This window comes from Pseudomonas sp. KK18 (assembly GCF_037094675.1).
Lineage (GTDB): Bacteria > Pseudomonadota > Gammaproteobacteria > Pseudomonadales > Pseudomonadaceae > Aquipseudomonas.
On record NZ_CP146605.1, the window covers coordinates 3,477,488 to 3,491,545 of the forward strand.

At 62.2% G+C, this 14,058-nt stretch carries 13 protein-coding genes; 3 read left to right on the forward strand and 10 right to left on the reverse strand.

Translation table 11 applies throughout. The features are described from left to right. Positions 1-9: 9 nt before the first annotated feature. Together V6607_RS15935 and V6607_RS15940 are read right to left on the reverse strand one after the other, a co-directional pair. Positions 10-1,236, reverse strand: coding sequence for a lipase family protein (locus V6607_RS15935; protein ID WP_008430961.1), 1,227 nt, complete (start codon positions 1,234-1,236; stop codon positions 10-12). A gap of 14 nt (positions 1,237-1,250) precedes the next feature. Continuing rightward, positions 1,251-2,327, reverse strand: coding sequence for an ABC transporter substrate-binding protein (locus V6607_RS15940; RefSeq protein ID WP_003216993.1), 1,077 nt, complete (start codon positions 2,325-2,327; stop codon positions 1,251-1,253). A gap of 402 nt (positions 2,328-2,729) precedes the next feature. On the opposite strand from V6607_RS15940, the gene V6607_RS15945 reads away from it, so the two are divergent. Both V6607_RS15945 and V6607_RS15950 read left to right on the forward strand, forming a co-directional pair. Continuing rightward, a complete protein-coding gene (locus tag V6607_RS15945) occupies positions 2,730-3,806 on the forward strand; it encodes a sigma-54 dependent transcriptional regulator (RefSeq protein ID WP_003216996.1) in 1,077 nt (358 codons plus the stop codon). Between the two features lie 48 nt (positions 3,807-3,854). After that, the gene (locus tag V6607_RS15950) at positions 3,855-4,466 is read left to right on the forward strand and encodes an LpxA family transferase (protein WP_087693858.1); all 612 of its coding nucleotides are present in this window, start codon (positions 3,855-3,857) and stop codon (positions 4,464-4,466) included. Between the two features lie 532 nt (positions 4,467-4,998). On the opposite strand, the gene V6607_RS15955 is transcribed toward V6607_RS15950, so the two are convergent. From V6607_RS15955 to V6607_RS15990, 8 genes are all read right to left on the reverse strand, one after another. Then, complete coding sequence (locus tag V6607_RS15955; RefSeq protein ID WP_087693857.1) at positions 4,999-5,769, reverse strand: SDR family NAD(P)-dependent oxidoreductase; 771 nt, start codon at positions 5,767-5,769, stop codon at positions 4,999-5,001. 27 nt (positions 5,770-5,796) lie between these two features. Next, on the reverse strand, positions 5,797-6,855 hold the full coding sequence (gene rhaT / locus V6607_RS15960; protein ID WP_134326598.1) for an L-rhamnose/proton symporter RhaT: 1,059 nt from the start codon (positions 6,853-6,855) through the stop codon (positions 5,797-5,799). Positions 6,856-6,895: 40 nt separating this feature from the next. Then, positions 6,896-7,216: an L-rhamnose mutarotase gene (gene rhaM, locus V6607_RS15965; RefSeq protein ID WP_102605251.1), complete on the reverse strand. Its 321-nt coding sequence runs from the start codon at positions 7,214-7,216 to the stop codon at positions 6,896-6,898. Then, on the reverse strand, positions 7,192-8,097 hold the full coding sequence (locus V6607_RS15970) for an amidohydrolase family protein (RefSeq protein ID WP_134326599.1): 906 nt from the start codon (positions 8,095-8,097) through the stop codon (positions 7,192-7,194). Before V6607_RS15970 ends, rhaM begins: the two co-directional genes overlap by 25 nt. 70 nt (positions 8,098-8,167) lie before the next feature. Further along, complete coding sequence (aldA, locus tag V6607_RS15975; RefSeq protein WP_134326600.1) at positions 8,168-9,601, reverse strand: aldehyde dehydrogenase; 1,434 nt, start codon at positions 9,599-9,601, stop codon at positions 8,168-8,170. A gap of 10 nt (positions 9,602-9,611) precedes the next feature. After that, on the reverse strand, positions 9,612-10,412 hold the full coding sequence (locus V6607_RS15980; RefSeq protein ID WP_134326601.1) for an HpcH/HpaI aldolase/citrate lyase family protein: 801 nt from the start codon (positions 10,410-10,412) through the stop codon (positions 9,612-9,614). Positions 10,413-10,423: 11 nt separating this feature from the next. Continuing rightward, positions 10,424-11,608, reverse strand: coding sequence for an L-rhamnonate dehydratase (gene rhmD / locus V6607_RS15985; RefSeq protein WP_008431312.1), 1,185 nt, complete (start codon positions 11,606-11,608; stop codon positions 10,424-10,426). A 15-nt stretch (positions 11,609-11,623) separates the two neighbouring features. Next, positions 11,624-12,919, reverse strand: coding sequence for an MFS transporter (locus tag V6607_RS15990; protein ID WP_087693850.1), 1,296 nt, complete (start codon positions 12,917-12,919; stop codon positions 11,624-11,626). Between the two features lie 117 nt (positions 12,920-13,036). On the opposite strand from V6607_RS15990, the gene V6607_RS15995 reads away from it, so the two are divergent. Further along, positions 13,037-13,978 carry a LysR family transcriptional regulator gene (locus V6607_RS15995; protein WP_087693849.1) on the forward strand — a complete coding sequence of 314 codons (942 nt, stop codon included), beginning with the start codon at positions 13,037-13,039 and terminating at the stop codon, positions 13,976-13,978. The last annotated feature ends 80 nt before the right edge of the window (positions 13,979-14,058 follow it).

The following is a 14,058-nucleotide window of genomic DNA, read 5'->3' on the forward strand; positions in this document are numbered from 1 at the left end:
GCCTCCTGCTTATTGCTCGGTGGGGGCGCAGATCGGGGTGATCGGCTGGTCGTTGATGACTTTGTGGGCAAACGGGATCGAGTCCTTGAGCGATGCATTGACCGTGGCACTGTGGCCCAGGCCTTTGTACAGGTGGCCTTCGACGATGGAGCCAGCCTTGCAGGCGTCTTGCATCAGCTTGACCTGGGTCGCGGCGGCCGGCGTGGTGTCTTCGGCGCCGGTGCCGATGAAAATCGGCTTCGAGGTTTTCAGCGTCGGGTAAGACACCTGCGCCAGCCACGGCGCGAGTTGCTTGCCCTTGTAGTCTTTCTTGGTGTTGGCGATGCTCAGGCCGAGGCCTTCGACATCGCCTTCGAGGGCGAACAGGCAACTGGTACGGGCCTGCTCGAAAATCGGCAGGGCCTTGTCGGTATAGAAGTCGGCGGGGTTGATGCTCGGGTCGTATTGCTGGGCGGCGAGCAACGTGTAGAAGCCGTAGGCCAGGGTGGGATCGACCTTGTTGCGCACTTCCTCGCTGGGGTTCTTCGCGTAGTCGAGGGTGTAGATCACGCCGGTGCCGATGCTGCCTTTCACTCCCAGGTCCGGAGCGTAGGTGGCGGCATAGGCGGCTGCGGCGAAGGCGCCGGCACCGCCCTGGGACTGGCCGACGATCAGCACTTTGTCGGCCAGCCCGGGTACGCCGGCCACCACGGCCTTGGCGGCGTCGAGAATCCCGTAGGCGGCCATGCGGCTGTTCAGCAACGGATGCCCACCGGGTACGCCGAGGCCCTGGTAGTCGGTGGCGACGACGGCAAAGCCTTCGGCCAGCCAGCGATTGAGGTAGGCCACGTCACGGTAGGAGCGACCTTGCCACGACGGCGCACACACATCCGCCACGCCCACGGTGCCATGGCCCCAGCTCGCCACTGGCCAGCCACCGGCAGGCGGCGTGCCTTTGGGCAGGAACAACGCGCCGGACACCACGATCGGTGTCTTGTTATCGATGCCGTCGGTGGAGGTGTACAGGATGCGTTGGGCGCTGGCGGCATTGGCCAGGCTCAGGGTGTTGTCCAGCGGCTCGCTGCGCAGCAGTTTGCCGGGAACGGCCGGGATGGCTTTTTCCCAGGTGTAGAAAGCCGAGACGCGGCCATCACCTTGCAGCGGGTCAGGTTTGGGGGCGTAGGTGTCGGCAGCAAACACGCTCATGGACAGGGCCAGGACGCTGAGGCCGAAGGCAAAGGAGTGCGGCAGTTTCATGCTCAATTTCCCTATTACGGATTGGTGCTGACCTGGCCACGCAGGGCCGGCCAGTAGTCGGTGAGTTTCAGGTCGATCAGGGCCTGGTTGGTAAAGCCGGTGGCCAGTGACGGGCCGATGTCGTAGGTGTCGCGAATCAGGTGATTGGCCAGGGCGTAGGTGGTGAGGGCCTGGTAATGAGCCTTGAGTTGCTGGTCGCTTTTTGGCGCCCAGCGATCCTTCCAGGCCACCGGGTCGTTCTGGTCGTCGCGACGCAGCACGCTCTCGGCGGTGCCGGCGCGGGATGACAGTTGGTAATAGGCGTCCTGGTTCTGTGGCTGGGAAATCCACCACGCAGCTTTCACCCAGGCGGTGGCGAGCAATTGGGTGATATCAGGGTGCTGCTGTACGAAGGTCTCGGTGCCCCACAGGTCGGAGACCAGCCGCCAGTCGTTGCTGCCTTGCTTGGTCGACCAGATGATCTTGCCCACGCCTTTGTCTTCCAGGGCATAGGCCTCGCTGAGCAACACTGCTGCGTCGACCTTGCCGGCAGACACAGCCGCGGCGCCGACTTGCGGGTTGAGGTTGGCAATCTTGAAATCGTCGAGCTTCAGGCCCTTGCTGGCCAGGAAGTTGCTGAAGGCGAACTCCCATGGCCGACCGCGATGCAGCGCCAGGCGCTTGCCCTTGAGGTCTTCGATGGTGTTCGCGGCGGAGCCTTCCGGTACCACCAGGTAAATATTGTTGCCGCTGCCACCGGGCACGATCAGCTTGCCTGGTACGCCACCGGCGCCGGCAATTACCGAGGGCAGGTCACCGCGTACGGCGAAGTCCAGGCTGTTGTTGCTGAAGCCTTCGTTGATCTGCGGCCCGGCGCCGGCATGGGGCAGGGCGATCCACTCCAGCTTGACCCCGCGCTCACGCAGTTGCGCTTCGAGCCAGCCGTCTTCGATAACGCGCCCGGCGATGCCGCCGAACACCGGTTTGCCGCCCTGGGTGTAGGCGACGATCGCGATCTTCACCGACGCCGGTGGCGCCTGTTCGGCCAGCACGCCGGTGCTGACCAGCACAGCGAACATGGTGGCGATGCTGTTGCGCCAGAATCTTTTCATTGGGATCTCCCTGCTAAGTGATCGCGACCCCCTGTAGGAGCCGGCTTGTCGGCGAAAGCGTCCGTTTAGTCGGTGCAAGGCTTTAGGGCCTCTTCGCTGGCAAGCCAGCTCCTACAGGGCAGGTGGCGTTGAGAGGGAGAGAGCAGATTGCATGCCATCAGCTGAAAAACGCGCTGCACACCTTGTAGAACGTGGCTTTGCGGATTTTCGAAGGGCTGCCTGGCAACGGCTTGGTGTTGATCTGCACACACGCAGGTGCTGGCTGATTGCTGCTCCAGCAGCAGACGAGGTGCGATGTGTTGGTATATTCGTTTTGGGAATATATAAATATTAATTAATAATTAAATGGTATAGAAAACTTCATGCACTATTGACACGCGCTTTTACTGCCAGGAATGCACCATGTCGCTGATCACCCATCCCAATGCCCGTGAATTGACCAAGTCGGTGCGCGCCACCGTGCTGGTCTTCAAGGACCCGCGCTCACAGGAATTGCTGGCGCGTATCGAGCGCCTGGCCCCCAGTGAGGCCAACACCTTGATCATCGGCGAGACCGGCACCGGCAAGGAATTGGTCGCGCGGCATATCCATCACCTGAGCCGTCGCGGGCGTGAACCGTTTGTGGCGGTGAACTGCGGCGCCTTCGCCGAAACCCTGGTGGAAAGTGAGTTGTTCGGCCACGAGAAAGGCGCATTCACCGGCGCCACCACCCACAAGGCCGGCTGGTTCGAAGCGGCCAACGGCGGCACGCTGTTTCTGGATGAGATCGGCGATTTGCCGTTGAACATGCAGGTCAAATTATTGCGGGTGTTGCAGGAGCGAGAAGTGGTGCGCCTGGGCTCGCGCACACCGATTCCGATCAACGTACGGCTGGTGGCGGCCACCAACGTCAACCTCGCCGACGCGGTGGTGGCGGGGCATTTTCGTGAGGATTTGTTCTACCGCCTGCACGTCGCCACCATCCGCCTGCCGCCCCTGCGGGAACGGCCCGGCGACATCCTGCCGCTGGCGGAATTTTTTCTTGAAGAGCACTGCCAGCGCCTCGGCTACAACCGCGCGTCACTGAGCATCGATGCCGAGCGCAAGCTGCTGGAACACAGCTGGCCGGGGAATATTCGCGAGCTGGAAAACGCCATTCACCATGCGTTGCTGGTGTGCCGCAATCAACTGGTGCAGCCGCCGGATTTGCACCTGGTGGACATGCGTTCTTCCGGCATTCGCCAGGACGAGGCGAACCAGGCCGCGCCTGCGATCACTGGGCCGGTGAGCCTGGAGGCGGCGCTCACTGCGTTGTTCGAACAGAACATTCCGGACCTCTACGAGCACATCGAAGAGACGATCTTTCGCGCGGCCTATCGCTATTGCCATGGCAACCAGTTGCAGACCGGGCGCCTGCTGAATATCAGCCGCAACATCGTGCGGGCGCGGCTGGAGAAGATCGGCGAGTTGGGCAAACCGGTGCTGCTCGACGGGCAGTGACGGGGGTGTTAGCGTTTCGGGCTTCTCTGATCTGTAGAGGGCTCGACGTTGATTCGACTGACCGATTACATCGCTGATTTTTCCCGTTCGCCGCTGGCACCCTGGGTGGATCTTGCGCCGTGGGAGTTGGTGACCCAGGCGCCGGAAATCGTTCGCAAATTGCTGGCGGGGCTTTCTGATGACGACTATGAGATTCATGACGAGATTGCCGTGCACCGTACTGCGGTCGTGGAGGCGGGCGCTGTTTTGAAAGCGCCGCTGATCATCGGCGCCCACTGTTTTATCGCTGCCGGTGCCTACCTTCGCGGCGGTTGCTGGGTGGATGAATATTGCATCTTCGGACCGGGTGCAGAGCTCAAGACATCCTTTGTCTTCAGCGGCAGCAAGTTGGCGCATTTCAACTTTGTCGGTGATTCGGTATTGGGCCGCGGGGTTAACCTGGAAGCCGGCAGTATCGTGGCCAACTACCGGAACGAGCGTGACGACAAGGAAGTGCAGGTGCGCATTGACGGGCAGTTGCAGCGCACCGGCTGTGACAAGTTTGGCGCGCTGCTTGGGGATCAGTCGCGGGTTGGAGCCAATGGTGTGTTGGCACCGGGAGCGGTGCTTGCGGCGGGTAGTGTGGTTAGGCGTGGGGAGGTTTTCGATTGTGAGGGGTAGGGGTTTTTAGTGTACATATCCGTTAGTTGAGTAACGGCTGCTTATGGTTTCGCTCTTACAGCGACTCGCTTTGGAAAAGCCGGAATGCCGGCCCAGCCCAAAGTAAGCACAGGGCTCTGCCCCGCCTGTCGGCGCCTCGCTGTGGCTCGGGCTTATTGGGGCAGTCAGAGCCAGATCAAAATCAAAAGCAAGAGCACAGCGGCCTACAGGCCGGCTTGAGTGGTAGAAGCCAGAGCAAGATCAAGGGCGCACACGGTCCAAATGTGGGAGCGGGCTTGCTCGCGAATGCAGTCTGTCAGTTGATGCATTGGGTGACGGACACACCGCATTCGCGAGCAAGCCCGTTCCCACATTTTTTGACTGTGCTCGCTTTAGATTTTGATTTTGCTCTTCAACACTCAAGTCGGCTTTCAGGCCGCTGTGCTCTTGATCTGTTTTTGATCTTGATCTTAGGCGCCCCGTTAAACCACGCTGGCCGAACGCAGGTAGCACGGGGCAGGGACGCCCCGTCGCGGCGGCCCGCTTCCCAACGCTACTGCAAGTTGACAAACAATCCCCCGTCTACCAACAGCGAAGCTCCGGTCACATACCGCGCCATGTCCGAGGCGAGGAACACGATGGGCCCCGCGACGTCGTCGGGTTCACCCAGGCGCCCCAACGGCGTGCGCGAAGTCATGTACGTCAGCTTCTCCTCGTCGGCCAAGTCTTCCTTGTTGATATCGGTGGCAATCGTTCCCGGCAGCACCGAGTTGCAGCGAATACCATACGGCCCCAACGCAATCGCACAGGACTGCATCAACGAGTGCAGCCCGGCCTTGGTCGGCGTGTAGTGCGTCTGCATCCCGCCACCCACCAGCGCACTGATGGAACTGACGGCGATGATCGCGCCGCCCTTGCCCTGGTTTTTCATCTGGTTTGCCGCCGCTTGCACGGCGAAGTAGGCGCCGTTGAGGTTGGTGTTGACCGTCTTCAGGTACACCTCACGCGGCATGTCGAGAAACGAGTGGAACGGACAAATCCCGGCGTTGTTGACGAACACATCCACACTGCCGAATGCCTTGAGCGCGCCGGCCACCAGTTTGTCGCCGGTGTCCGGATCAGCCGCATCGCCGCCCACCTCCACCGCTTGGCCGCCGAACGCCTTGATTTCCTCGATCAACGAAAACGCCGCTTCAGTGCCTTGGCCGCTACCACTGTGGCCGATGACCACACGGGCACCCTGGCGTGCACATTCCCTGGCGGCGGCGCGGCCGATTCCACGGGAGGCGCCAGTAATAATCACGGTTTTGTCTGCAAGTAACATAAGTGAACTCCTGAAAAAAAAGCGGCCTCAGCCGAGATAGTTGCCGTAACCGACCATGGCAATGGCACCGAGAATCACCGCGATACCCGCGGCCAATACGCCTTTGTTGGTGGCGCTGGTGCCCTGCCATTCGCGGAAATACAGGCCCCAGCAGTTGGATACGATGATGATGAAAGACATGTGCAACACCCACGAACTGGCGTCGTTCTGCAGGCGGCTTTCGCCCATGCCGTAGAAGAAAAACTGCAGGAACCACAGGGTGCCGGCACACGCCACCAACAGGTAGTTGCCAAGCAGCGGAGTGCTGCGGTCGGTGTAGTTGTGGAACGTGCGGTTGCGCCAGTTCAGCCACAGGCACCAGAGGCCGTTGGTGGTCAGGCCACCCCACATGATCACCATGAAGGTCACGTTGTTCTGGAACAGGCTGTTGGCGCCATGCTCGACAGCCGCGGCAGCCAGTGGGCGCCCGGCTGAAATACCGTAGCTGAAGCACGCGCTCAGCACCCCGGAGATCACCGCAACCAGCATGCCCTTGGCCACCGAGAACTCGCTGATGCTGGCGAATTTCACCGCTTCCGGCACTTCTCGTTCCTTGATCAGCCCGGCCTTGCCGCACACGGCGATGCCCACCAGCGATACCGCCACGCCCCACAGCACCCAATGCCCGCCCTGGGAGGTGAGCATTGAGGTCAGGGTGCCTTCGGTGGCGTCGGTGAACAGGTCGCGATACAGCGCCGGCATCAAGGCGCCAAGGGCCGAGGTCAGGCCCAGTACCAGCGACATGCCCAGGGACAGCCCGAGGTAGCGCATGGTCAGGCCGAAGGTCAGCCCGCCGATGCCCCAGAGCACGCCGAACAGGTAGGTCCAGAGCAAGGTGCTGCTGTCGGCCTGGCGCAGGATGTCGGCCCAGCCGGGCACGGTCAGTTGCGCGGCAATCAGCGGCACGATCAGCCATGACACCAGGCCGCCGGTGATCCAGTAGCTTTCCCAGGCCCAGCCGCGGACTTTCTTGTAGGGGATGTAGAAGCTGCCGGAGGCGAAGCCGCCGATGAAGTGCAGAATCACACCGAAGAGAATGATTTCCACGTAGTCGAATCCTTTTTTATTGTTGTGGTAGCGCGCTGTTTCAGCCTGGGGTAAGGCTGAACATCGGGATTAAATCCACGCTGACGGGCGAGGCGTCCGGCTGGCTGGGCATGATGTCTTGCATGTACTGCCACCACCGTTGCATCAGCTCGGTGCCCGGCAGTGCGTCGAGCCCGTGCCGCTCTTCGTGGGTCATCACGGCGAACAAGGCGTTGCTGGCCTCGTCGAGGAAGATCCGGTAGTCCACCACGCCGGCATCACGCAGGGCCTGGGCCAGTTCGGGCCAGATCTCATCGTGGCGTCGACGGTACTCGGCGTGCTGACCGGGGTTGAGGTTCATGCGAAAGGCTCGGGTCTGCATGACTTGCCTCCGTGGGGTGGCGTAGGACTGTAGATGCGCACCGCGTTGTGCAGGAAGAACTTGCCCTGTACGTCCTCGGGTTTGCCCGCCATGCAGGCTTTCACCAGGCCCAGGGTGGTGGCGAAACTGGCCAGGTGATCGCTGTTGGGCCAGTCGCTGCCGAAGAAGCAACGGTCTTCGCCAAAGGCTTCCCACAGCACGGCCAGGCGGTCGTTGTAGAACGCCGGGTCAAGGATCAGACCCTGCGGGCCGACCTGGGGGATTTCCGCCAGTTTGGCAAATACATTCGGCCGCTCTGCCAGGCGCATCAGGTCGGCGTGATACGCGGATTCTTCGCCGGCGGGCACGCTGGCATTGGGCAGGTGATCGACGATGATGCGCAGCTCGGGCAAGGCATCGCTCAAATGCAGCAGCCCTTTGATCAAGCGCGGATTGGGGTTGGCGCTGTCCAGGCCACGCCCGTATTCGGCGAGGCGGCGCAGGCCTTCGATAAAGCCGGGGCGCTTCTGGTCGTCTGGCAAATCGCGGTCCCACAGGTTGCCGTAGCGCAAACCGAGGAACAGCGGTTCATGGGCCAAGGCATCGAGGTCTGCCGCAAAGTCGCCGTGCAGCGGGTCAAGGTTGCCGACGAAACCGAGCATGCGCAGGTCGCTGCGCAGGGTCTCCAGCAACCAGCGGTTGTCGTCGCGCCACGGGCTGGCTTCCACGGCAATCGCGCCGATCACGTTATGTTCGCCTGCCAGCGGCCAATAATCCGCCGGCAAATGTGCGGCATACAGCGCGTTTCCCGGCTCGGGCCAGGGAATACCCTGGGGGCGGCGCGGGTCGAACAGGTGCAAATGGCTGTCGATGATCGGCCCGCTGTAAGGGGTAAGGGGCATAGCGCAATCCTTCGGAACAATGGATGGGGAAGGGCCCGCACGCTACCGCGCCAAGGCCCGTTGCACCACTTCAGCTCTGCAAGTACACCGCATGGGTGTGGGTGTACTCGTACAGGCCGTGCTTGCCATCGGCGCCGCCGATCCCGGATTTACGCACGCCGGCATGAAAGCCTTGCATCGCCTCGAAGTTCTCGCGGTTGACGTAGGTCTCGCCGAACGACAATTCGCGCACCGCCTGCATCGCCTTGCCCAGGTCGCGGGTGTAGATCGAAGAGGTCAGGCCGTAGTCGCAGTCGTTGGCCATGGCGATGGCTTCATCCAGGTCGTCGACAATCTGGATCGGCAGCACCGGGCCAAAAATTTCTTCGCGCATGATTTCCATGTCGGCGTGGCAACCGGCCAATACCGTCGGCTGGAAGTGAAAGCCCTGGCCCAGGTCGGCGATCTGTCCACCGGTGACCAGCGATGCACCCTGGCTCAAGGCGGTGCGTACCTTGCGATTGACGCTGTCCAGGCCTTGGCGGTTGATCAGCGGGCCCATCTCCACATCGGCCTGGGCGATGGGGTCGCCGTAGCGGGTGGCGGCCATCGCGGCGCTGATGCGCTCGATAAACTGGTCGGCCACCTTGCGCTCCACGTACACCCGTTCGGCGCAGTTGCACACCTGGCCGCTGTTGATGATCCGCGAGTCGCGAATGGCGTTTACCGCGAGGTCCAGGTCGGCATCGGCGAGGACGATGGCAGGTGCCTTGCCACCCAGCTCGAGGTTGAGCTTGGTGATATGGGGGGCGGCGGCAGCCATGATCCGCGAGCCGGTGGCGACGCTGCCGGTGAAGCTGATCATGTCCACGCCCTTATGGGCGGTGAGGGCGCCACCGACGCGGCCATCGCCGCAGACCACATTGAATACCCCGGCCGGCAGGTCGGTCTCGGCCACCAGTTTGGCGAACTCGAAGCAGTTGTTCGGCGTTTCTTCGCTGGGTTTGATCACGATGGTGTTGCCGGTGAGCAACGCCGGGGCCATCTTGCGGGCGATCAAAAAGAACGGGAAGTTCCACGGCAGGATGCCGGCCACCACACCCAGGGGTTTGCGGAACAGGAAGATATTTTCATTGGGGCGGTCGCTGGTGATGATCTCGCCTTCAATGCGGCGCGCCCACTCGGCCATGTAGTCGAGGTAGTCGGCGGTGAAGTTGACTTCCACTTCCGCCAGGCCGCTGACCTTGCCTTGCTCCAGGGTAATGGTGCGCGCCAGGTGGGCGACGTTTTCCCGCAGCTTGGCGGCGATGCGGCGCAAGTGCCCGGCACGTTCGATCGCCGGTTTGCGCGCCCAGTCTTTTTGCGCATGACGTGCGGCAGCCAAGGCTTGGTCGATGTCTTCGGAGGTGGACGCCGGGACCTTCGACAGCAGGACGCCGGTAGCCGGGTTCAACACATCCAGGTGGGCATCGCTCGGGGTAAAGCGGCCGTTGATGAAGTTCTGGTAGACCGGTACGGATGACATGCTTGGCTCCTCAGTAAGTACGTGACGGTGCTTTGGCGTCGGCGGCGGGGCGATAGCGGGCCAGGGTCGACATGGCACCCTGGCGCAGCAGGCTGATGTCGATGGCCACCGCAATGAACTGGCAGCCCCAGGCTTGATAGCGGCGGGCGTCGTCTTCGTTGGGCGCGAGAATGCCGCAGGCCTTGCCGGCCGCCAGCGTGGCATTGACTGCGTACTGGATGCGCTCCTGTACCTCGGGGTGCCCGGGATTGCCGGCGTGACCGAGGCCGATGGACAGGTCGGCGGGGCCGATAAACACCGCGTCCACGCCTTCCACCGCCGCAATCGCCGCGACGTTTTCAACGCCGAGACGCGACTCCACCTGCACGATCAGGCACAGCTGTTCATGGGCGGTGTTGAGGTAATCCGACACGCCGTCCCAGCGGGTGGCGCGGGTCAAGCCGCCACCAACGCCACGAATACCGTGGGGCGGATAACGCATCGCACGCACCAGGGCCTTGGCTTGCTCGGCGGTTTCGACCATCGGGATCATCAGCGTCTGGGCGCCGACGTCCAGCAGTTGCTTGATCAGGTTGGCGTCGCTGCTTACCGCGCGTACCACCGGGGCGGTGGTGTAGGGAGCCACGGCCTGGAGCTGGTTGAGCACGCTGGGCACGGTGTTGGGGGCGTGTTCGCCGTCAATCAGCATCCAGTCATAACCGGTGCTGGCGACGATCTCGGCGGCATAGGCGGTGGCGAAGCCGGCCCAGATCCCGTATTGCGCGGCGTCTTTACGCAGCGCGGCCTTGAAAGCGTTGTGGGGCATGTTCATGGCAGGAGTCCTCAGCGGTTGTACGGGCGATGCAATTGGCAATCGGGGTTGAGGTCCACGCCAAACCCGGGCTTGTCGAGCACCGACAGGCGCATGCGGCCATTCACCGGCACCGGCTCACCGAGCAGTTGCGGGTGGAACATCGGCACCACCTCATCGGCCTTGGGCGCCATCATCAGGAACTCGGCGAACGGGCTGTTATGGCGGGTGGCGACGAAGTGGTAGCTGTAGACCGACGAGCCGTGAGGCACCACCAGCGCATTATGGGCGTCGGCCAGGGCCGAGATTTTCACCAGCTCGGTGAGGCCGCCGCACCAGCCCACATCCGGCTGGATAATGTCGCAGCAACCCATCTCCAGCAGCATGCGAAAGCCCCAACGGGTAGCCTCGTGTTCGCCGGTGGTGACCAACATGCCTTTGGGCACGTTGTTGCGCAGGGCGGCATAGCCCCAGTAGTCGTCGGGCGACAGCGCTTCTTCAATCCATTTCAGGCCGTATTCATGGGCGCCGATCGCCAGTTTGGTGGCGTAATTCAGGTCCAGGCTCATCCAGCAATCGAGCATCAGCCAGAAGTCCGGGCCGACCCGCTCGCGCATGGTCGCCAGTTCCTCGAGGTTTTTGCGCAGGCCTTCTTCGCCTTCCGATGGGCTGTAGTGCAAGGGCATCTTGCCGCCGATAAAGCCCATCTTCTGTGCGAGGTCCGGGCGGGCGCCGGTGGCGTAGAACTGCAATTCGTCACGCACCGCGCCGCCGAGCAACTGGTGCACCGGCTCCTGGCGGATTTTGCCGAGCAGGTCCCACAGCGCCAGGTCGACACCGGAGATCGTGTTGATCACCAGGCCCTTGCGGCCGTAGTACAGGGTGGACTGGTACATCTGGTCCCAGATTTTTTCGATATCGGTGACGCGGGCGCCTTCCAGGAAGCGCGCCAGGTGCTTCTCGACGATATAGGCGGCGGGCTCGCCACCGGTGGTCACGGCGAACCCGACGGTGCCGTTGCTGGCCTCGATTTCGACCACGAGCGTGCCGAGTACGTTGATCCCGAAACTGCGGCGACTCTGGCGGTACTCGGGGTATTTGCTCATGGGGGTGCTGATGTGATCGTCGATCCAGTGGCCGTCTGCCTGGTCGTGGTAGTCCGCGCCGCCGCCGCGCAGCACAAAGGCGCGCACGTGCTTGATTGTGAGATTGCCCATGGTGTGACTCCTTGATTAAACAGTGGCCGGCGTGTTCGTCGCTTTATGGCCTGGGGAATGGATACCGAGTACCAGCAAGGCTGCGACTACAGTGGTGGCGGACAGCAGGTAAAGGCCGGCCGCAGGGGAGTGAAAGGCGGTTTCTGCCCAGTTCTTCAGCACCGGGGCGATAAAACCGCCGAGGGCGCCGAAGGAGTTGATCAGAGCGATGCTGGCGGCCGCTGCGCTGCCGGCCAGGTAGCTGGACGGGAAGGTCCAGAACACCGGTTGCACGGCGATAAAGCCCGAGGCGGCAAAGCACAGGGCGAGCATGCCCAGCAGCGGGTTGGCAAAGGTCACCGAGCAGGCGATCCCGGCGGCGGCCATCAACAGGGTCAGGGACGCGGTTTTGCGGCGCTCGCCGGTGCGGTCGGAATAGCCGGGAATCCACCACGCGGCGAACAGCGCGCAGACCCAGGGAATCGCCGAGACCAGGCCCACCATCAAGCCGACCCTGGTCCCCAGCAGCCCACCGACCTGGGTTGGCAAGTAGAACACCACGCCGTAAACGCTGGCCTGGATCAACATGTACACCAGGCACAGGTACAGCACGCTGGGCTGGCACAGCACAGTGAGCAGGCTACGGCCGTGAGAGGTTTTGTGCTGGTCTTCGCGGTCGAGCAGGTCCTGGATCTGGCGGCGCTCTGCAACGCTCAGCCATTTGGCATCGGCGGGGCGGTTGTCCAGGTACCAGTAGGCCCAGATGCCAACCGCGGTGGCCATCAGGCCTTCCACCGCGAACAGCCATTGCCAGCCGTGCAGCCCAGAGAACCCGTCCAGCTCCAACAACAGGCCCGAGAGCGGGCTGCCGAAGATGAAGGCCAGGGGCGCGCCAAAGTAAAAGAAACCCATGGCCTTGCCGCGCACGGCAGAGGGGAACCAGTAGGTGAGGTAGAGAATCACCCCGGGGAAGAATCCGGCTTCGGCCACGCCCAGCAGGAAGCGCAACAGGTAGAAGCTGGTTTCGTTATGGGCAAACATCATGGCGGCGGACACCAGGCCCCAACTGACCATGATCCGGCACATCCACAGGCGGGCACCGACGCGATGCATGATCAGGTTGCTCGGCACTTCCAGCAGCGCATAGCCGACAAAAAACACCCCGGCGCCAAAGGCGAAGGCGGCATCACTGAGGCCGGTGTCGGCCTGGAAGGCTTGCTTGGCGAACCCGACGTTGGCGCGGTCGAGGAAGGCCATGATGTACATCAACAGCAGAAAGGGCAGCAGCCGCCAGGAAATCTTGGCGAGCAAGGACGCAGGCAGGGTCTTCATTGTTCAGTCCAGTTGTTTTGTTCTTATGGGAAGGACTGTACGGCGCTCTATCTATACGCTACAAATCGAATCTCGCTTACAACTGATAACCTCAGGGTATCGATAACAAGGAAAAAAATGAGTAGTCCCGCAATCTCCCGCAGCCTGTTCAACCGCCTGCGCTACAAGCATCTGCATATGCTGGTGGCCTTGAGTTCCAGCCAGAACCTGCACCGTGCGTCCCAAAGCCTGAACATGTCGCAGCCGGCGGCGACGCGCATGTTGCGCGAGATCGAGGATATGTTTGCCTGTGACCTGTTCGAGCGCCTGCCCCGGGGCATGCGCCCGACGGCACTGGGCAAGGAATTGATCCGCTTTGCCGAGTCGGCGCTGAGTGGCCTCGACCGCTGCGCCGAGGAACTGATGATGCGCCAGCAGGGCGGCTACGGGTATTTGTCGATCGGCACCATCATGGGCGCGGCGCCGGACCTTGTGATGGACTCCATTGCGCAGATCAAAACCCTCAACCCGCAGATGCGCATTCGCATCATGGGCGATACCAGCGACCAGGTGATCCAGTTGCTGGAGCAAGGCCGCATCGACCTGGCCATCGCCCGGCGCAACGCCGCTACCGACAGTGAGCATTACACCTTTGAGCCCCTTGGCAACGAACGCATGCTGGTGGTGGTGCACGCCGGCCACCCCCTGGCCCAGCGCGAGCATCTGCCGCTGGCGGAACTGGTCAGTGACTGGCCGTGGATCCTGCAACCGCAAACCAGCCCGGCGCGCATTGGTTTTGATGAAGCATTGCAACACCTGGCCTTGCCGCAGCCGGCGGACATTATCGAGTGCAGTTCGGTGTATTCCATGCAGCAACTGATTCAACTCACCGACGCGATCATGGTGCTCTCGGAAAGCGCCCTGCGGGATTACTTGAAAATGGGCCTCGTGGTGGCCTTGCCGGTGGTGCTGGAGGTGCAACTGGCACCGTTCGGGATGCTGCTGCGCAAGGGCGACCCGGTGAGCCGCGAGTTGGGGTTGTTTATCGACATGCTCAGGCAAAAGGCCGCAATGCTTTAAACATCGTGTGCAAAAGAACGTGGTATGCCGGCGGGTTATTAAATAGAATGAATCTCATTTGAGACTGACTCGCGCCGCGC

What these genes read in the sequence shown, in the direction of transcription:
- V6607_RS15935 (WP_008430961.1), bottom strand. Translation starts at nt 1,236, where the DNA reads ATGAAACTGCCGCACTCCTTTGCCTTCGGCCTCAGCGTCCTGGCCCTG.
- V6607_RS15940 (WP_003216993.1), bottom strand. Translation starts at nt 2,327, where the DNA reads ATGAAAAGATTCTGGCGCAACAGCATCGCCACCATGTTCGCTGTGCTG.
- V6607_RS15945 (WP_003216996.1), top strand. Translation starts at nt 2,730, where the DNA reads ATGTCGCTGATCACCCATCCCAATGCCCGTGAATTGACCAAGTCGGTG.
- V6607_RS15955 (WP_087693857.1), bottom strand. Translation starts at nt 5,769, where the DNA reads ATGTTACTTGCAGACAAAACCGTGATTATTACTGGCGCCTCCCGTGGA.
- rhaM (WP_102605251.1), bottom strand. Translation starts at nt 7,216, where the DNA reads ATGCAGACCCGAGCCTTTCGCATGAACCTCAACCCCGGTCAGCACGCC.
- V6607_RS15970 (WP_134326599.1), bottom strand. Translation starts at nt 8,097, where the DNA reads ATGCCCCTTACCCCTTACAGCGGGCCGATCATCGACAGCCATTTGCAC.
- aldA (WP_134326600.1), bottom strand. Translation starts at nt 9,601, where the DNA reads ATGTCATCCGTACCGGTCTACCAGAACTTCATCAACGGCCGCTTTACC.
- V6607_RS15980 (WP_134326601.1), bottom strand. Translation starts at nt 10,412, where the DNA reads ATGAACATGCCCCACAACGCTTTCAAGGCCGCGCTGCGTAAAGACGCC.
- rhmD (WP_008431312.1), bottom strand. Translation starts at nt 11,608, where the DNA reads ATGGGCAATCTCACAATCAAGCACGTGCGCGCCTTTGTGCTGCGCGGC.
- V6607_RS15990 (WP_087693850.1), bottom strand. Translation starts at nt 12,919, where the DNA reads ATGAAGACCCTGCCTGCGTCCTTGCTCGCCAAGATTTCCTGGCGGCTG.
- V6607_RS15995 (WP_087693849.1), top strand. Translation starts at nt 13,037, where the DNA reads ATGAGTAGTCCCGCAATCTCCCGCAGCCTGTTCAACCGCCTGCGCTAC.